The sequence below is a fragment of the Allobranchiibius sp. GilTou73 genome (genome assembly GCF_021391335.1).
GTDB lineage: Bacteria > Actinomycetota > Actinomycetes > Actinomycetales > Dermatophilaceae > Allobranchiibius > Allobranchiibius huperziae.
On sequence record NZ_CP090051.1, the window covers coordinates 2,827,788 to 2,845,690 of the forward strand.

Consider the following 17,903-nt stretch of genomic DNA (forward strand, 5'->3'; position numbering starts at 1 on the left):
ACAACCCACCCCGGCAGGTGCACCACGCGCAGGAACGTGATCGCAACGCCTACAACCCGCGGAAGAGACGTCCAGCAGCGCACGCCGAGGGCAGCGCTGCGCATCGAGGCCGCCTGAGATCGGGCCCCGTGAAGCGGGAGCCGGCCCAGCCGACGTACCCGAGAGGACCACGAGGTAAGCCGACCCTGTCTTGAACGGTTCCAGACTGGTGTGGTGGTGTAGGTCACGATGCACCCGTCAGAGACCCCCATGAAGCTGCGCGCGGCGCAGCTGCGGGTCACCGCGCCTCGCGTCGCGGTCCTGGAGGAGCTCTCCTCTCGGCCGCACGCCGACGCCGACGACCTGGTCATGGCCGTTCGCGAGCGCCTGGGGTCGGTCTCGGTGCAGGCGGTCTACGACGTGCTGCGCGCGCTGACCGCCGCCGGCCTCGTACGTCGCATCGAGCCCGCCGGTCACCCGGCCCGCTACGAGACGCGCACCGGCGACAACCATCACCACGTCGTATGCCGGTCGTGCGGTGCCGTCGGCGACGTCGACTGCGCCGTCGGGCCTGCACCGTGCCTGGAAGCGAGCAACCCCGACGGGTTCACGATCGACGAGGCCGAGGTCATCTACTGGGGCCACTGCTCCGAGTGCCGCGACGACGTTCCGGGTAACGACGAATCCAGTGACCCGCGATCATCGCGGCACCCCGGCACCCCGGGCTCGCAGGTCCCCTGATCCCCCAGACCCCCATCGAAGACCGACCACCGAAGAAGGAAAGTGAGAGCCAGATGACCGGCAACGAATCGATCCAGACCGCTCCGTCCAAGGAGGCGCACCTGGGTTCGCGTACCTCGACCGGCGCCCCCGCGCCGAGCGACCGCAACTCCCTCACCAACGGGCCGGACGGTCCGATCTTCCTGCACGACACCCACTTCATCGAGCAGATGGCGCACTTCAACCGCGAGCGCGTGCCGGAGCGCAACGTGCACGCCAAGGGGTCGGGTGCGTTCGGTGTGTTCGAGGCGACCGAGGACGTCTCGGCGTACACCAAGGCGGCCCTCTTCCAGAAGGGCACCACGACCGACATGCTGGCGCGTTTCTCCACCGTCGCCGGTGAGCAGGGCTCGCCCGACACGTGGCGCGACCCGCGCGGTTTCTCGCTGAAGTTCTACACGACCGAGGGCAACTACGACCTGGTCGGCAACAACACCCCGGTGTTCTTCATCCGCGACACGATGAAGTTCCCGCACTTCATCCGCAGCCAGAAGCGTCGCGGCGGCACCGGCCTGCGCGATAACAACATGCAGTGGGACTTCTGGAGCCTCAACCCCGAGTCGGCGCACCAGGTGACCTACCTGATGGGCGACCGCGGGATCCCGCACACCTGGCGGCACATGAACGGCTACGGCAGCCACACCTTCATGTGGATCAACGAAGCCGGTGAGAAGCACTGGGTGAAGTACCACTTCCACAGCAACCAAGGTGTCGAGGGTCTGACCGGCGAGGCCGCGACCCGGATCGCCGGCGAGGACGCGGACTTCCACCGCCGCGACCTGCACGAGGCCATCGAGGGCGGCGACTTCCCGAGCTGGGATCTGTCGGTGCAGCTCATGCCGTACGAGGACGCCAAGACCTACCACCTCAACCCCTTCGACCTCACGAAGGTGTGGCCGCACAGCGACTACCCGCTGGTCAAGGTCGGCACGATGACCCTGAACCGCAACCCGGAGAACTTCTTCGCCCAGATCGAGCAGGCGGCGTTCGAGCCGTCCGCGACCGTGCCGGGCATCGGCTTCTCCCCCGACAAGATGCTGCTGGGGCGCACCTTCGCCTACAGCGACACGCACCGCTACCGGATCGGACCGAACTACCTGCAGCTGCCGGTCAACCGGCCGCGGGTGCAGGACCACAACACCTATGCGTTCGACGGCCCGATGGCCTTCGAGCACACCGGTGACGACCCGGTCTACGCGCCGAACAGCTTCGGTCGCGGCTACGCCGACAATGTCGGCGAGGTCGAGGAGAGCTGGGAGTCCGACGGCGAGATGGTGCGCCAGGCCTACACCCTGCGCGCCGACGACGACGACTTCAGCCAGGCCGGTGACCTGGTCCGCAACGTGTGGACCCAGGACCAGCGTGACCGGTTCGTCGACACCGTGGCGGGCCACCTGCTCGGCGGCGTCAAGGGCGAGGTCCTCGAGCGCGCCTTCCAGTACTGGAAGAACGTCGACCCGACGACCGGCACCAAGATCGAGGAGCAGGTCCGTGCCGAGGTCGGCGGGGAAAACCCCGGCGGTGAGGACGACGACGCCAAGGCGAACGTCGACCTGATCGTGGAGAAGCGCACCCAGGCTGCTCACTGACCTAGGTGACCTGACGCATCGCTGAGGGCGTACGCCGACCGCTCCGGTCGGCGTACGCCCTTCGCGTTGGCGGGCCCGCGCCGTCGACGAGCGGCTGTCGGTGGGCGGTGTCACCGTGGCGGGATGACGGCGGACATCCAGATCACGTTCGACTGCACCAACCCGGACCGGCTCGCACGATTCTGGGCGGCCGTGCTCGGATACCAGCTGCAGCCACCGCCGCAGGGATTCGACTCCTGGGACGCGGCCCTGGAGGCGTTCGGCGTGCCACCCCAGGAGCGCGATGCCCGGTCGGCCATCCTGCCGCTGGAGGGGTCCGGACCGCGGATCTTCTTCCAACGGGTGCCAGAGAGCAAAGCGGTGAAGAACCGGGTGCACCTGGACGTGCGCGCCGCGCCGGGCGCGGCGGGCGAAGCCCGGATGACCGCCCTGGAGGCCGAGGCGACCCGGGTGCAGGCTCTGGGCGCCGTCCGGCTCTACCGGGTGGAGCCGGACCCGGCCACCATGGAGACGGGCTCCATCACCATGGGCGACCCGAAGGGCAACGAGTTCTGCCTCGATTGAGGCTCAGCCGTGCACGGTGTGCCGGAACGCGTCGTACCTGTCCCGGATCTGCGCGCCCTCGATGCCGTCCGGCAGCTCGATGGTGGTGTGCGTCCCGACAGACCACGGTGGCAGGTCGCCGCCCCCGGACAGCACCCAGGCAGCCTGCCGGGCGGCGCCGAGCGCTACGTACTCCGCGCTGTCGGGCACGCTGACCGGCACGCCGAGCACCATCGGCGCGATCGCCCGGACCGCTGCCGACGCCGCCGCGCCACCGATGAGCAGTGCGCGTTCGACGGGCACGCCGGCCGCACGCAGGTCGGTGATACCGGCCGCCAGATTGGCGAGCATCCCCTCCACGCAGGCCCGCGCGAGATTCTCCGGGGTCGCGTTGGAGCGAGTGAGACCGCCGAGGCTGCCGGTCGCCTCCGGGAGGTTGGGCGTGCGCTCGCCGTCGAGGTAGGGCAACAGGACCAGTCCCTGCGCGCCCGGGGATGCGGCAAGGGCCAGCCGGTCCAGACCGGCAAGGTCGGTCCCGAGCATGGCTGCTGCGGCGCTGAGCACCCGCGCGGCATTGAGCGTGCACATGAGTGGCAGGTGCCCACCCGTCGCGTCGGCGAATCCGGCGACCGCCCCGGTGGGATCGCCGGAGGGCCGCTCATGGGCGGCGTAGACCGTCCCACTCGTCCCGAGCGACACTACGGCATCGCCCGCCTCCAGCCCGAGGGACAGCGCGGCGGCCATGTTGTCGCCCGTCCCAGGGGCGACGAGGATGCCGGAGTCCGTACGGCCCGCGGCAGCGTCGGGCGCGAGCACCTCGGGCAGCTGGAGCGCCTTCCCGGCGGCCAACCGCACCAGCTCGTCCTGGTACGTCCCGGTGACCGGGGACCAGTACCCGGTGCCCGACGCGTCACCGCGATCGGTCGTCCAGCGCTCGAAGCCATTGCCGGACTGCAGGATCCGCCCGGTCAACCAATCGTGCGGCAGGACTACCCGCTCGGTGCGTGCAGCATGCTCCGGTTCGTGCTCGGCAAGCCATCGCACCTTCGCCACGGTGAACGCCGCGAGCGGGACGACGTCGACACGGTCGACCCACGCCTGCGGTCCTCCGAGTTCCCGTACGAGATCAGCGGCCGCCTCGGCGGAGCGCACGTCGTTCCACAGCAACGCATCCCGCACCAGCTTGTCGTCACCGTCGAGCGTGACCATCCCGTGCTGCTGACCGCCGACCGCCAGCGCCGATACGCCCTCGAGCATCCCGTCGGAGGCGGCCTCCGCATATGCGGTCCACCAGTGGTCGGCGGACACCTCGGTCCCGTCGGGGTGGGCTGCCCGTGACTCCCGGACCACCTCTCCGGTGTCGGCGTCACAGACGACGATCTTGCAGGACTGGGTCGAGGAGTCGACTCCGGCGACGAGGGTGCGGGGCATCGGTGTCCTTGGGTCGGTGGGGCGAAGGGCGAGCGTGAGACAGGTGCCGGACCGGAGTCGACGGCACGCTGCACCTGTCTACGCCTACCGGACCCGATCGACAAGCTCTTGCAGTGTCTGGCGGGCACCGTTGTCGTGCAACGACTTCAGCGACGCGAGGTAGGGCTCGGTAAATCCCTTCTGCTCGGCCAGGTCGCCGAAGAGCGCTTTGTCGCGCACGAACGCCAGCGGATCGGAGGTGTCGGCGGCGGCGCGCATCACAGCCTCCTTGCGGTGGTCGACGATGTCGATCGGCTCGCCCTCCTCGTCGGTGCCCTCGGCGTAGCGGGCCCACGCGGCGACGACCAGTGCGGAGCGGTCGACGGGGCGGCCCGCCTCCAGGTCGGCCTTGATCACCGGCACCAGCCACTTCGGGATCCGGTCCGAGCTCTCGGCGCACAACCGCGCCAGCGTGTCGCGCACCTCCGGATTCGCGAAGCGGGACACCAGCTCCTCGCGATAGGCCGCGAGATCCACGCCGGGCACCTCGGGCAGCGTCGGCGTCCCTTCGAACTGCATGTACCCGAGCAGGAATTCGGCGAAGAGCGGGTCGGAGGCGACCTCGTGGGCGTAGCGGTACCCGGACAGGTAACCGAGGTAGCACAACGCCTGATGGCTGGCGTTGAGCAGCCGCAGCTTCATCAGCTCGTACGGGACGACGTCGTCCACGACCTGCACGCCGACCTTCTCCCACGCGGGTCGACCGTCGGTGAAGCGGTCCTCCAGCACCCATTGGGTGAAGGGCTCGCAGACCACCGGCCAGCCGTCCCGCACCCCGAAACGCTCCTGCAGCGCCGCGATGTCCTCAGGCGCGGTGACCGGGGTGATGCGGTCGACCATGCAGTTGGGGAAGGACACGTGCTCTTCCATCCAGTCGGCCAGCTCGGGATCCTTCAACCGGGCGAAGGCACCGATCGAGTGGTGCGCGGTGTCGCCGTTCCCCGGCAGGTTGTCGCAGGACATGACGGTGAACGGTGGTGTGCCGGCCGCGCGCCGGCGACGCAGTGCCTCGACGACGAAGCCGAACGCCGTCGATGGAGTGGCTCCCTCCTTCAGGTCACCCTGGATCGAGGGGTGGTCGGCCTCGAACTCCCCCGTCACCTGGTCGACCAGGTAGCCGCCTTCGGTGATGGTGAGGGACACGATCCGGGTGCTTGGATCGGTCATCGCCGACAGCACGCCGTCGGGGTCGCTGGGCGCGTGCAGCATTCGCAGGAGCGAGCCAATCACCCGCGGCTCCAGACTGCCGTCCGGGTGCTTCTGCACCAGGGTGTAGAGCCCGTCCTGCCCGTTGAGGATCTCGACGATGCGCTCGTCCTGCGGAAGCACGCCCACCCCGACGATGCCGAAGTCCATTGCAGCGCCGTCGTTCATCAGCGCGTCCGTGTACATGGCCTGGTGTGCCCGGTGGAATCCACCGACTCCCAGATGGACCATCCCCGGGGTGACCTTCGACCGGTCGTACGACGGGCGGGCGACCTCCGTACTCAGTTGGGCCAGCGCTGCTTGCGAGAGAGTGACGGTCACTGTCACTTGACTGCACCGAGCGACAGTCCCTGGACCAGCTTGTCCTGGGCCGCGAACCCTGCGGCCAACACAGGCAGGGAGATGGCTACCGCCGCGGCGCACACCTTCGCCAGGAACAGACCCTGACTGGTCACGAAGCCGGTGAGGAACACCGGAGCCGTCTGTGCCGAGTTGCCACCGAGCGTGTTCGCGAGCAGCAGCTCGTTCCAACTGAAGATGAAGCAGATGAGCGCCGCCGACGCCAGACCCGGCATGACCAGCGGGATGACGATCTTGTACATCTGCGTGAAGAACCCGGCCCCGTCGACCTGGGAGGCCTCCAGGATCTCGATCGGCATCTCGGCCAGGAACGACCGCAGCATCCATACGGCGATCGGCAGGTTCATCGAGGTGTAGATGATGACCAGTGCCCAGACGTTGCCGAGCAGCCCGGTGTTCTTCGCCACGAGGTAGAGCGGCAGGAGGCCCGCGACGATGGGCATGAACTTCGTGGAGAGGAAGAAGAACATCACGTCGGTCCACTTGCGGACCGGCTTGATGGACAGCGCGTACGCCGCCGGCAGCGCCAGACACAGGACGAACAACGTCGACACGAGCGAAGCGGTCAACGAGTTCAGCATGGGCGGGATGGGCTTGGCCGCCCAGAAGTCGCTGAAACCGGAAGTCGAGAGCGGAGCGAAGAAGGCCGGCGGGTTCTTCGCCGCGTCGTTCTCCTGGTGGAACGCGGTCAGCACCATCCACAGGATCGGGATGATGAACAGCACCCCGATCACCCACGCGGCAGCGCTCAGCAGACCGCCGGCGCGCTTGTTCTGCCCGGCCGCCCGGTTGATGACTGCACCTGCCATCAGCTCTCCTCCTTCAGCACCGACAGCACGGTGCGTAGCGCGAATGTCGCGATGACGATGGTGCCGATGACCACGACCACACCGGCCGCTGATGCGACGCCGTACTCACCGGTCCCGGCGAAGAACGTCTGCTGGATGTAGTAGGGCAGGTTCGCGGTGTTCTGGCCACCGGAGGTGATCGTGTAGACGTACTCGAAGTTCTGCACGATGTAGATCGCCCCGAGCAGGCCGGCGAGTTCGATGTAGCGACGCATGTGCGGCAGCGTCATCTTGGTGAAGATCTGCCAGCTGTTGGCGCCGTCCACCTGCGCAGCCTCGATGACGTCCATCGGCCGGCCCTGCAGCCCGGCCAGCATGATGAGCATCATGAACGGCGTCCACTGCCACACGAGGGCCGTGACGATGGTGCCCAGCGGGTGGCTGGTGATCCAGTCCGGCTGCGGCGGGTTCTTCAGGCCGAACCAGTTGTAGAACTGGGTGATCAGGCCGTTGAACAACCCGGACTGCACGTTGAACAACGCGTGCTTCCACACCAGCGCAGCAGCCTCGGGGACGATCAGGAACGGCGCGATCATCATCGTCCGGACGATGCCGCGTCCCTTGAACGACCGGTCGAGCAGCAGCGCGATCACGATGCCGAGCACGAGGCTGATCAGCACGACGAGCACGGTCAGCTCGATGGTGGTGATCACCGCCGAGCGCGCGTCGGAGTCCTGGAACACCGTCCTGAAGTTGCTCAGACCGGCGAAACCCTTGTTGCCGCTGAAGGCAGTCCAGTTGCTGAACGAGATGAAGATCGTTGCCAGGAACGGCAACTGCGTCATGATGACGACGAAGATGAACGCCGGCATCAGGGGCAGCCGGCGCTTCCATCCCTCGCGACGTAGCCGGCGCTTCGTCTCGGGGTCCGCCCCCGGCGGCGCCGTGGAAGCCTCCACGGCGCCGCTGGGGTCAAGGCTGGCGGTAGTCATTACTTCTTGTACGCCTTGACGCCGGCCTGCGCGATCGACTGGCTGGCGTTCAGCGCGCTGGAGACCGATGTGCTACCGGCGATCGCGTTCGAAATCTCCTGGCTCACCTTCTGACCGAAGTCGGTGAACTCGGGAACGTCGACGAACTGGATGCCGGGCACCGGCGGGTGGTTGGTCCGGCCCGTGTTGTTCGGGTCGGCCGAGTTGATCGCCGCCAGCGTGGGCTGCGCGAAGCTGCTCGCAACCTTCAGGTAGTTGGGGTTGCTGTACAGCGAGGTGCGAGCGCCCGCGGGCACATTGGCCCAGCCCATCCCGGTGCCCGTCTTGTTGCCGACGGTGGTCAGGTAGTCCTTGCCACTGGCCCAGGAGATGAACTTCCAGGCCGCGTCCTTCTTCTTCGAGGCGGACTCCACGCCCCACGCCCAGGTGTAGAGCCAGCCGGAGCTCTTGGTCTGGTCGACCGGTGCCGGCGCGTAGCCGATGTCCGAGCCGTACTTCGAGCTCTGGAGGGTGCCGGCGGCCGAGGTGGCGTCGTACCACATGGCTGCCTGGCCCTGGATCATGGCGTTGTCGCACTCGGTGAAGCCCGCCTGGGCCGCGCCCGGCTCGCCGTACTTCTTCACCAGGTCGACGTAGAAGTTCGTGGCCTTGGCGAATCCGCCGGTGTTGATCTGCGCGTTCCAGTCGCTGTCGAACCAGGTGCCGCCCATGGTGTTGACCACGGTGGTGAGCGGGGCCATCACCTGACCCCATCCGACGGCGCCGCGCAGACAGATGCCGGCGGTGCTGCCCTTCTTCAGCTTCTGGGCGAAGCCGGCGACCTGCTGCCACGTCGGATTCGCCGGCATGGTCAGCCCCGCGGCCTTGAAGAGGTCCTTGCGGTACATGAGGAAGGAGGACTCGCCGTAGAACGGCTCGCCGTAGATCTTGTTGTTGACCGTCAGGGACGTGGCCATCGGCTTCAGGATGTCGCTCTGGTCGAAGTCCTTGCCGTTCCAGGTCGACTTCGGGTCCGAGGTGTACTTCGTCAGATCGGCGACCCACCCCTTCTTGGCGTAGATGGGGATCTCGAAGTTGGACAGGGTGGCCAGGTCGTACTGCCCGGCCTGCTGCGCGAACTCGGTCGAGGCGGTCGAACGCAGGTCGTTCTCCGGAAGGTCCTTGAAGTTGACCTTGATGCCGGTCGCCTTGGTGAACTCGGGCGCGACCTGCTTCAGCGCCTCCATCTGAGGGTTGTTGACCATCAGGACGTTGAGGGTCTTGTCGCCCCCGCCGGAACCGCCGCTGCTCGCGGAACAGGCCGACAGCCCGGCCGCGCCCAGTCCGATGACCGCGACGCTGATGGCGATTCGTTGTGTGGATCGCATATGAAGTCATTCTCCTCAGGAGCGCTCATATGAGCGCCCACCGCTCATATGGATGTAGTGTTGCAGATCACATTCTTGATGGCGAGCACTCCAGGTCGCGTTTTGATAACGACGGGGAAGAGGATCGATGAGCGACGGCAGGGACGACGGTCACGCGCCGGTCAGGCCCCACCCTTCAGCGGTGCGTGCCCTGCAGATCGAGGCCGCCCGTCGGTTCTATCTCGAGGACTCCAGCAAGATCGAGATCGGCCGTGAACTCGGCATCTCTCGTTTCCAGGTGGCGCGACTCCTGCAGTCAGCGCGCGCGTCCGGCGTCGTTCGGATCCATATCGACGAGGTGTACGCCACCCGCGACGACCTGGCGCAGGACGTGTCCCGGGCATTCAACCTGCAGATGACCTCTGTCCTGGACAGCGCTCCGGAGGAGACGGTCGACCAGCGACGGGGCAGCCTCGGAGCGCTGGCCGCGCAGCAGTTGCAGTCGTTGCTCTCCTCCGACGACGTCCTCGGCCTGCCCTGGTCACGGTCGGTGTCGGCCACCGTGACGGCCCTCTCCGGCCTGCCTCCGGTCGACGTGGTCCAGCTGAGCGGTGCGCGATGGGAGCCTGACCACAGCTCGGCGCCGGCCGATGTGGTGCGCGATGCCGCATCCCTCGGCAGGGGGCGGCCCTACCGGTTCCACGCACCGTTCGTGGCCTCCGACGCCGCCGCGGCCGCCTCCCTGCGGCGCGACCCCGCGTTCCTCGCGGCACAGGCCCGCGTGCCGGCCATCACGGTCGCCGTCGTCGGGGTCGGCGCCTTCGATCCCGAGTTCTCGACGCTCTACACGGCCGCGACGGCCGCCGAGATCGACGAACTGCGCGTCGCCGGCGCCGTCGGGGAGGTGAGCGGGGTCTTCATCGACGTCGACGGTTACCCCCTGACAGGTTCCTTCGCGCGCCGGCTGATCACCGTGCGAGCGGACCAGTTGCGCGGCATACCCGACGTGATCGGGGTGTGCATGGGCGACGAACGAGCCGGAGCGGTCGCAGCAGCGTGCCGCGGCGGCCTCCTGAACTCCCTCGTGGTGGACGTCCCGCTCGCGCATGCCCTTCTACGGGGGGACTAAAGTTCCCCGTCGTGGCTGATCACTTTGACGTCGTTGTCCTCGGTGCCGGTCCTGGCGGGTATGTCGCGGCGATCCGCGCGAGCCAGCTGGGCCTGAAGACCGCAGTGGTGGAGAAGAAGTACTGGGGCGGTGTCTGTCTCAACGTCGGGTGCATCCCGTCCAAGGCGCTGCTGCGCAACGCGGAGCTGGCCCACGTCATCACCAAGGAGAAGGCCGTCTTCGGCATCTCCGGCGACGCCACGATGGCGTACGACGTGACGCACGCCCGCAGCCGCAAGGTGTCCGAGGGCATCGTCAAGGGCGTGCACTTCCTGATGAAGAAGAACAAGATCACCGAGATCGACGGCTGGGGCACCCTCAAGGACGGCAGGACCCTGTCGGTGGAGCTCAACGACGGCGGCACGCAGGAGGTCACCTGCGACAACCTCATCATCGCCACGGGCGCGACGACCCGCCTCGTCCCCGGCACGAAACTGTCCGAGCGCGTCGTGACGTACGAGGAGCAGATCCTGGACCCGGAGCTGCCGGGCTCGATCGTCATCGCCGGGTCCGGCGCCATCGGCGTCGAGTTCGCCTACGTGATGAGCAACTTCGGCGTCGACGTGACCATCGTGGAGTTCCTGGACCGAATGGTGCCCACTGAGGACGTCGCGGTCTCCAAGGAACTGCTCAAGCAGTACAAGAAGCTCGGCGTGAAGGTGATGCTGTCGACGAAGGTGGAGAGCATCGAGGACCCCGACGACCCGAACCAGAAGGTCAAGGTCACCGTCTCCCCCGCCGCCGGCGGCGACTCGCAGGTCATCGAGACCGACAAGGTGCTGCAGGCGATCGGCTTCGCACCGCGCACCGAGGGCTACGGCCTGCAGGAGATCGGCGTCGAGCTCACCGACCGCGGCGCCATCGCGATCGACGGCCGCGGGCGCACCAACATCGACGGCGTCTGGGCCATCGGGGACGTCACCGGCAAGCTGATGCTCGCGCACACCGCCGAGGCCATGGGCGTGGTGGCCGCCGAGACCATCGCCGGAGCCGAGACGGTCGAGATCGACTACGACATGATCCCGCGGGCGACGTTCTGCCAGCCGCAGATCGCGTCGTTCGGGTACACCGAGGAGCAGGCGAAGGACAAGGGGTACGACGTGAAGGTCGCCCAGTTCCCGTACTCCGCCAACGGCAAGGCGCAGGGGCTGGGTGAGGCCGTCGGTTTCGTGAAGGTCATCGCCGACTCCGAGCACAACGAGATCATCGGCGCTCACCTCATCGGACCGGACGTCACCGAGCTGCTGCCCGTGCTGACGCTGGCCCAGAAATGGGACCTCACCGCCGACGAGGTCGCACGGAACGTGTTCGCCCACCCGACGCTGGGCGAGGCCGTCAAGGAGGCCGTCGAAGGCCTCGCCGGCCACATGATCAACCTCTGACACGCGACGCCTGAACGGGTAGGTGACCGTCTCGATCACCTGCCCGTTCGACGTACGTCGGTATGCGGACGCCCTTCGAAGGGCTTGCTGAAAACACAGGCCGCACAACGCAACCGGCGGCGTGAGCCACCTCATAGGACGGCGATTCGAGATACCCGGTGCAGGCAAGCTAAGGTAAGCCTCACCTTCTCTCGGCGCCCCCTCAAGGAAGTTCATCCACGTGCTCGCGACATTCGTGATCGGCCTGCGTGAGGGCCTCGAAGCGGCGTTGATCGTCGGCATCATCGCGGCCTTCCTGCGGCAGAACGGTCGATCGCTGCGCCCCCTGTGGATCGGCGTGACCCTGGCCCTCCTGCTCAGCGCGGCGGTCGGCATCGCCCTCAAGGTCGTCGAGTCCAGCCTGCCGCAGGCGGCCCAGGAGGGCATGGAGACCGTCATCGGCGCCGTCGCCGTGGTCTTCGTGACGGGGATGGTGCTGTGGATGATGACCCACGCCCGCGGTCTGAAGAAGGAGCTGGAGAGCTCGGCACGCGAGGCCCTGGGGTCTGGCTCCAGCCGCGCGCTGGCCGTGATGGCCTTCCTCGCGGTGCTCAAGGAGGGCTTCGAGACCTCCGTCTTCCTGCTCGCGACGTTCCAGGCGTCCACGAACCCCGCGCTGGCGGCGACGGGGGCCGTGCTGGGCGTCCTGGCTGCGGTCGCGGTCGGCATCGGCATCTACCGCGGCGGCGTCCGGCTCAACCTCGCGAAGTTCTTCAAGTTCACCGGCGCGTTCCTGCTCCTGGTGGCCGCCGGCCTGGTCGTGACCGCGCTGCGCACCGCCCACGAGGCAGGTTGGCTGAACGCCGGCCAGCAGCGCACGCTCGACCTCACCTGGCTGGCTCCGGCGGGATCGGTGCGTGGTGCGCTGCTCACCGGTGTGCTGGGCATCCCGACCGGGCCACGCCTGATCGAGGTCCTCGGGTGGTGCGCCTACCTGGTGCCGATGGCCCTGCTCGTCTACTGGCCTGTGAAGCACCGCGCCGGTGCCGTCGCAGCCGGCCGTATCCGGCTCGGTGCCGCCGCGGCGCTGGTGCTGGCGGCCGCCGTCCTCGCCACGGCCTACCCCGCAGCCGGTGTCGACGCGCCGCACGGCGCGCCCCTGACCAGCGACGGCAGCTCGGCAGGCACCGCGCGGCTGGCGGGCGACACGCTCGTCCGGACCACCGCGGGCACCCGCTCGACGTACCCGCTCGGCGCGTCCCGGCCGTCCGAGCATCAGGGCATCTTGACCGCCCAGCACACGTCCTCCCTCACCGGGCCGCTTCCCGGTCGACCGTCCTCCCTCACGTCGACACAGTTGCTCAGCCTGAACGGCGGCCGGATGCCGGTCGGCGTCAACGCCTCACAGAGCCCCGGCCCGTACACCGCGCAATGGACCCGGGTCGGCGAGCGCGACGTGTGGGTCAGCAACGGGGTGCTGGTCGATGCGACGCAGAGCGTGCGCACGGTGCTGAGCCTCCGCGGAGGCGGGCTCGCCGGCAGCCGCACCCTGACCCTGACCGACCCGGGTACCGCTTCCGAGAGCTGGTCGGTGCGACCGGCGTACGCGTCGAAGGTCGCCTCCTCGATCCGCGCGCTCGACGCTCGCAGCACTGAAGCCCGCTTCTGGTCGCGCACCCTCCCCCTCGCCCTGGTCGTCGCCGCCGCGCTGGTGTTGCTCACCTGGTGGCGCCGACGCCCGCACCCCCTCGAATCCTCCGACCAGACCCCGACCACCACCGCACCCCGATCCAGGAGCTCCGTCGATGTCCGTTAGGCACCCTGCAATCCTCAGCGCCGTGGCCGGCGTCGCAACGCTCGCGTTGGCCGCGTGCGGCACCGACGGTAGGGGCACCAGCTCATCGGGCACCGGCGCCGGTGGCACCGGGTCGGCGAACGCCGCTCCCGTGAGCAACGGCGCCGCGCAGGTGCACATCACCCTGGCGAACGGCCCCTCCGGCGACTCGTGCACGATCGACCACCCGCAGGCGAAGGCCGGCCCGGTCACCTTCACCGTCGTGAACACCAGCGCCACCGCGATCACCGAACTGGAGCTGCAGAGCAACCAGCGCATCATCGGCGAGAAGGAGAACCTCGCGCCCGGCCTCGGCGCCGTGAAGTTCACCACGACCCTCGGCGGCGGCAGCTACCAGATCTACTGCCCGGGCGCGACGAAGGAGATGCAGAACTTCACCGTCACCGGCAAGGCGGCGACCTCGACCGGCGGCAGCGCGTCGGCCCTGCTGGCGAGCGGCACCGCCGGCTACGCCACCTTCGTCGACACCCAGCTGTCCGCGATGAAGACCGCCACCGGCCAGCTGCGCACGGCGGTGGACTCCGGGAACGTGGCGCAGGCGAAGGCGAAGTACGCCGCCGCCCGCCCCTACTACGAGAAGATCGAGTCCGACGTCGACGGGTTCGTACTGCCCGGACACTCGGCCACCGACAACGCGGGCAACCTGGACTACCTGATCGACATGCGCGCCTCCAACCTCGATCCGAAGGTCGGGTGGCACGGCTTCCACGCGGTCGAGCGCGACCTGTGGCAGAGCGGCAAGATCACCGCCAACACCAAGAAGCTGGCCGCGGAGCTGGACAGCAACGTCGGCAAACTCGTGACGCTGGCCAAGACGCTGAAGTACAAGCCGGAGGACCTGGCGAACGGCGCCGCGGGACTGCTGGAGGAGGTGCAGTCCAACAAGATCAAGGGCGAGGAGGAGTACTACAGCCACCTGGACCTGATGGACTTCAACGGCAACCTCGAGGGTGCGCAGCAGGCGTTCGCCTACCTCAAGCCCGGCCTGACCGTGCTCGACCCGGCCCTGACCGCGCAGATCAGCGCCGAGTTCTCGAAGGTGAGCGGCCAGCTGAACACCTTCCGCAGCTCCAAGGACCTCGGCGGGTTCGTGCCGTGGACACCGGCGCAGCGCACCAAGAGCGCGGCCAACCTGAGCCAGACCGTGCAGGGCCTGCAGGACCCGCTGTCCCGCATCGCGGAGAAGGTCGCCACCCAGGGATGACCGACGCAGATCAGCCACGTCACCACGTCGGCCGCCGGCGTCTCGTCCAGGGTGCCGCCGGCGGGTTGGCCGCGGGTGCCGCCATCGGGCTGGGCGCCGGGTGGGGTGCCGGCTCGGCGTCCGCCGCGGGGGCGCCCGACGACCACGACACCGTCGACCTCAGCACCCAGCACCCGTTCTACGACGAAGCGCGGCCCGCGGGGATCAAGACCCCCCAGCAGCGGTACGCGGTCTACATGACCTTCGATCTCGCTCAGGGTGCCCTGCGTTCGGACCTGCAGGTGCTGCTCGCCCGCTGGACCGCAGCGATCGCGCAGCTGATGAAAGGCGCACCCATCGGCCAGGTCGACTCCGTGCGCCCCGGCGCCATCGGCCAGGACACCGGTGAGGCGGCCGGTCTCGATGCCGCCAGCCTCACCGTCACGGTCGGTCTGGGGCCCGGCCTGTTCGACGAGCGGTTCGGCCTCTCTTCGAAGAAGCCTGCACTGCTCGCGGACCTGCCCGCTCTCCCGAGCGACAACCTGGTCGCCGCGTCCTCCGGAGGCGACCTGTCACTGCAGGCCTGCGCCGACGATCCCCAGGTCGCCTACCACGCGGTGCGCAACCTCGCCCGGATGGTGCGCGGGACCGCCATGACCCGCTGGGCCGTCCTCGGCTTCGGACGCGCGTCCGCCGGGAAGGGGCAGGAGACCCCGCGCAACCTGCTGGGCTTCAAGGACGGCACCCGCAACCTGCGCTCCGACGCCGACTACGACGAGTTCGTGTGGGTCGACGACGCGTCCGAGCAGGCCTGGCTGCGCGGTGGCACCTACCAGGTCGTGCGCAAGATCTCGATGAACATCGAGGTATGGGACGCCGATCCGATCAACGACCAGCAGTCGATTTTCGGGCGCACCAAGAACGTCGGAGCCCCGCTGACGGGCCACGGAGAGTTCGACACCCCGAACTTCCACAGCAGGAACGCGACCGGCAAGACCGTCATACCCGCCGACTCCCACGTGGCACTCGCCGCGCACGAGAACAACGGCGGAGTGAAGATCATGCGCCGCGGCTACAACTACACCGAGGGCATCAACGGTTTCGGCCAGTTGGATGCCGGGCTGCTGTTCATCGCGTACATGAGCACCCCGCAGCACTTCGTCACGCTGCAGTCGAAGCTCGGCGCGTCGGACCGGTTGAACGAATACATCTCCCACGTCGGGTCCGGGCTCTTCGCGGTGCCGCCCGCACCGAAGTCGGGGCACTACATCGGTGAGCAGCTCTTCGCCTGACGCCGCGGTGGCTGCGCCACGCTGGTGACCGTCGTACTCCCCTGACGCGACGCGACACGTAGGTAGTGTCGGCACGTGGATCCCTCTGGTACGTCGCCCACCTGCGCCTTCGTGCTCGGCGGCGGCGGCGTGCTCGGCGCCACGCAGATCGGCATGCTGCGCGCCCTCCTGGAGCGCGATATCCGGCCCGACCTCGTGGTCGGCACGAGCATCGGCGCGGTCAACGGCGCGGCGATCGCCGCCGACCCCGGAGAAGCGGCCCTGGAGCGGCTGACGGAGCTCTGGTCGTCGATGTCGGTGCTGCCGAGCCTGCAGGACGCGCTGCCCCGCCCGCGACTGCGGGTGCCGGGCCGTCGGGCCGACTCCGATTCCTCGGAGTCCAGGTCGCGCCGCCGCGTGCCCCGCACGCACCTGTCACCCGCCGGCCCGTTCCTGCGGCTCATCCGGGACAACCTGCCGGTCGCGAACATCGAGGACATGCAGGTGCCGTTCCAGTGCGTGGCGGCGAATCTCGAGCGTTCGGTGGCTCATTGGTTCAGCGAGGGCCCAGCGGCGCCGGCGATCATGGCGTCCTGCGCCGTGCCCGGACTCTTCCCGCCCATCGAGATCGACGGAAAGCACTACTGGGATGGCGGCCTGGTCCACTCGATCCCCGTCTCCCGGGCGATCGCCCTCGGCGCCACCCGCATCTACGTGATGCACGTCGGGCGCGTGGAGCAGCAGCTGCGGCTGCCTCGCTGGCCGTGGGAGGTGGCGTCGGTGACGTTCGAGATCGCCCGCCGCCACCGGTACGTGGAGGAGATGGCCAACATCCCGCCGGGCATCGAGGTGCACGAGCTCCCGAGCGGCGCGGAGGACGCGCCGATGGTCTCGCTGCTGCACCGCAACCCGGCCTACATCACCGGCCGGATCGCGGCGGCGTACACCTCGTCCAGCGCCTACCTGGCGTCCGTGGACGCGGGCTGAGGTGGAGCTTCCGGTCCTGCCTCTGCCGCTGCGCCGGGTGGTGCGCGACCCGATCTACGTCGTCGCGGTGCCCGCGCTGCTGGTCGTGCTGGCGATCCTCGCAGTACCCGCATGGTTGCTGGGGCTGGTCGCGCGTCGACGAAGGCCGTTGCGGTTCATCGTGATCGGGATGGCCGCGGTGGTGCTGGACTTCTCGATCTTCGCGCGCTGCACCGGCCTGTGGGTGGCCCACCGCGCCGGGCGTCGGCGGCCGGAGGATTGGAAGACCGACCACATCGAGGTCGTGGCGCACGCTTTGGACGTCTTCGTAGGCCGGGCCCGTCGCGTGGTCGGTTTCGAGGTGCACATCACCGGTGGGACGGACCTGGACCACGGTCTTCCCACGGTGCTCCTGGCTCGGCACGCCGGCGTCGGCGACTCGCTGATGATGGTCTGGGTGATGACCCGGCATCTGGGGTGCGTGCCGCGCGTGGTGCTCAAGCGGATGCTGCTGTGGGATCCGGCGATGGATCTCGCGTTGCGCCGCCTTGGAGCGTTCTTCCTACCGCCACCGCGCGTGCCGGACGACGAAAGAGACTCCCAACTGGCCGCTTTCGCGAAGTCTGCCGGACCCGGCGAGGTGATTCTGCTCTTCCCGGAAGGGCGCAACTGGACGCCGGGCCGATGGGAGGCCGAGGTCGAGCAGGCGCGGGATGACGGTGACCTGGTCGCGCTCGATTGGATGGAGTCGCACCCCACCGTGCTGGACCCGCACACCGGCGCGATGCGCACCATCCTGGCCGCGGTGCCGGACCCGCAGGTGCTGGTCGGCGCCCACCGCGGCGTCGAGCGACTGTCCTCGATCGCCGCGATCTGGGCTGCCGTGCCTCTCACCCACCGCGTCGACGTCTCCCTGCGACGTACGAGGGTGAGACCGGACGATCTGGTCGGATGGTTGCGCGATGAGTGGGCCGCGATCGACGACTGGACACCGCCCGAGAACGAGACGGTCGGCTGAGGCCGTCGTTCTTCCTCTCCGCTCGCGT

General features: G+C 68.5%; 15 protein-coding genes. 10 read left to right on the forward strand and 5 right to left on the reverse strand.

Annotated elements, in window-relative coordinates; genetic code table 11:
- The first annotated feature begins 249 nt into the window (after window positions 1–249).
- The 3 genes from LVQ62_RS13890 (at window position 250) to LVQ62_RS13900 (ending at window position 2,912) form a co-directional block, all read left to right on the forward strand.
- The gene (locus LVQ62_RS13890) at window positions 250–720 is read left to right on the forward strand and encodes a Fur family transcriptional regulator (RefSeq protein ID WP_370639633.1); all 471 of its coding nucleotides are present in this window, start codon (window positions 250–252) and stop codon (window positions 718–720) included.
- 53 nt (window positions 721–773) lie between these two features.
- Complete coding sequence (locus tag LVQ62_RS13895; RefSeq protein ID WP_233762440.1) at window positions 774–2,348, forward strand: catalase; 1,575 nt, start codon at window positions 774–776, stop codon at window positions 2,346–2,348.
- A 123-nt stretch (window positions 2,349–2,471) separates the two neighbouring features.
- A complete protein-coding gene (locus tag LVQ62_RS13900) occupies window positions 2,472–2,912 on the forward strand; it encodes a VOC family protein (RefSeq protein ID WP_233762444.1) in 441 nt (146 codons plus the stop codon).
- Window positions 2,913–2,915: 3 nt separating this feature from the next.
- On the opposite strand, the gene LVQ62_RS13905 is transcribed toward LVQ62_RS13900, so the two are convergent.
- From LVQ62_RS13905 to LVQ62_RS13925, 5 genes are all read right to left on the reverse strand, one after another.
- Entirely contained in the window at window positions 2,916–4,322 is a 1,407-nt protein-coding gene (locus tag LVQ62_RS13905) for an FGGY family carbohydrate kinase (protein ID WP_233762446.1), read from the reverse strand.
- Window positions 4,323–4,406: 84 nt separating this feature from the next.
- Window positions 4,407–5,888 (reverse strand): mannitol dehydrogenase family protein, encoded by a 1,482-nt coding sequence (locus LVQ62_RS13910; RefSeq protein ID WP_233767854.1) that lies wholly within the window; start codon window positions 5,886–5,888, stop codon window positions 4,407–4,409.
- Between the two features lie 2 nt (window positions 5,889–5,890).
- A complete protein-coding gene (locus tag LVQ62_RS13915; protein ID WP_233762448.1) occupies window positions 5,891–6,736 on the reverse strand; it encodes a carbohydrate ABC transporter permease in 846 nt (281 codons plus the stop codon).
- On the reverse strand, window positions 6,736–7,707 hold the full coding sequence (locus LVQ62_RS13920) for a carbohydrate ABC transporter permease (RefSeq protein WP_233762449.1): 972 nt from the start codon (window positions 7,705–7,707) through the stop codon (window positions 6,736–6,738). The genes LVQ62_RS13915 and LVQ62_RS13920 overlap by 1 nt, the downstream gene beginning before the upstream one ends.
- Window positions 7,707–9,074 (reverse strand): sugar ABC transporter substrate-binding protein, encoded by a 1,368-nt coding sequence (locus LVQ62_RS13925; protein ID WP_233762451.1) that lies wholly within the window; start codon window positions 9,072–9,074, stop codon window positions 7,707–7,709. Before LVQ62_RS13925 ends, LVQ62_RS13920 begins: the two co-directional genes overlap by 1 nt.
- Before the next feature lie 181 nt (window positions 9,075–9,255).
- Here LVQ62_RS13925 and LVQ62_RS13930 point away from each other — a divergent pair, with 181 nt between their 5' ends.
- The 7 genes from LVQ62_RS13930 (at window position 9,256) to LVQ62_RS13960 (ending at window position 17,875) form a co-directional block, all read left to right on the forward strand.
- On the forward strand, window positions 9,256–10,182 hold the full coding sequence (locus tag LVQ62_RS13930) for a sugar-binding transcriptional regulator (protein WP_233762453.1): 927 nt from the start codon (window positions 9,256–9,258) through the stop codon (window positions 10,180–10,182).
- 11 nt (window positions 10,183–10,193) lie between these two features.
- A complete protein-coding gene (gene lpdA, locus LVQ62_RS13935) occupies window positions 10,194–11,603 on the forward strand; it encodes a dihydrolipoyl dehydrogenase (protein ID WP_233762455.1) in 1,410 nt (469 codons plus the stop codon).
- 220 nt (window positions 11,604–11,823) lie between these two features.
- The gene (gene efeU, locus LVQ62_RS13940; RefSeq protein ID WP_233762457.1) at window positions 11,824–13,398 is read left to right on the forward strand and encodes an iron uptake transporter permease EfeU; all 1,575 of its coding nucleotides are present in this window, start codon (window positions 11,824–11,826) and stop codon (window positions 13,396–13,398) included.
- Window positions 13,399–13,420: 22 nt separating this feature from the next.
- Window positions 13,421–14,641, forward strand: a complete 1,221-nt coding sequence (gene efeO / locus LVQ62_RS13945; RefSeq protein WP_233762459.1) for an iron uptake system protein EfeO — start codon at window positions 13,421–13,423, stop codon at window positions 14,639–14,641.
- On the forward strand, window positions 14,638–15,912 hold the full coding sequence (gene efeB, locus LVQ62_RS13950) for an iron uptake transporter deferrochelatase/peroxidase subunit (protein ID WP_233762461.1): 1,275 nt from the start codon (window positions 14,638–14,640) through the stop codon (window positions 15,910–15,912). The genes efeO and efeB overlap by 4 nt, the downstream gene beginning before the upstream one ends.
- 75 nt (window positions 15,913–15,987) lie before the next feature.
- Window positions 15,988–16,878 (forward strand): patatin-like phospholipase family protein, encoded by an 891-nt coding sequence (locus LVQ62_RS13955; protein WP_233762463.1) that lies wholly within the window; start codon window positions 15,988–15,990, stop codon window positions 16,876–16,878.
- A gap of 1 nt (window position 16,879) precedes the next feature.
- On the forward strand, window positions 16,880–17,875 hold the full coding sequence (locus LVQ62_RS13960; protein ID WP_233762465.1) for a 1-acyl-sn-glycerol-3-phosphate acyltransferase: 996 nt from the start codon (window positions 16,880–16,882) through the stop codon (window positions 17,873–17,875).
- Window positions 17,876–17,903: the final 28 nt, after the last annotated feature.

Coding starts and splice junctions, on each gene's coding strand:
- LVQ62_RS13890 (WP_370639633.1), top strand. CDS start 250: ATGAAGCTGCGCGCGGCGCAGCTGCGGGTCACCGCGCCTCGCGTCGCG.
- LVQ62_RS13895 (WP_233762440.1), top strand. CDS start 774: ATGACCGGCAACGAATCGATCCAGACCGCTCCGTCCAAGGAGGCGCAC.
- LVQ62_RS13900 (WP_233762444.1), top strand. CDS start 2,472: ATGACGGCGGACATCCAGATCACGTTCGACTGCACCAACCCGGACCGG.
- LVQ62_RS13905 (WP_233762446.1), bottom strand. CDS start 4,322: ATGCCCCGCACCCTCGTCGCCGGAGTCGACTCCTCGACCCAGTCCTGC.
- LVQ62_RS13915 (WP_233762448.1), bottom strand. CDS start 6,736: ATGGCAGGTGCAGTCATCAACCGGGCGGCCGGGCAGAACAAGCGCGCC.
- LVQ62_RS13920 (WP_233762449.1), bottom strand. CDS start 7,707: ATGACTACCGCCAGCCTTGACCCCAGCGGCGCCGTGGAGGCTTCCACG.
- LVQ62_RS13925 (WP_233762451.1), bottom strand. CDS start 9,074: ATGCGATCCACACAACGAATCGCCATCAGCGTCGCGGTCATCGGACTG.
- efeB (WP_233762461.1), top strand. CDS start 14,638: ATGACCGACGCAGATCAGCCACGTCACCACGTCGGCCGCCGGCGTCTC.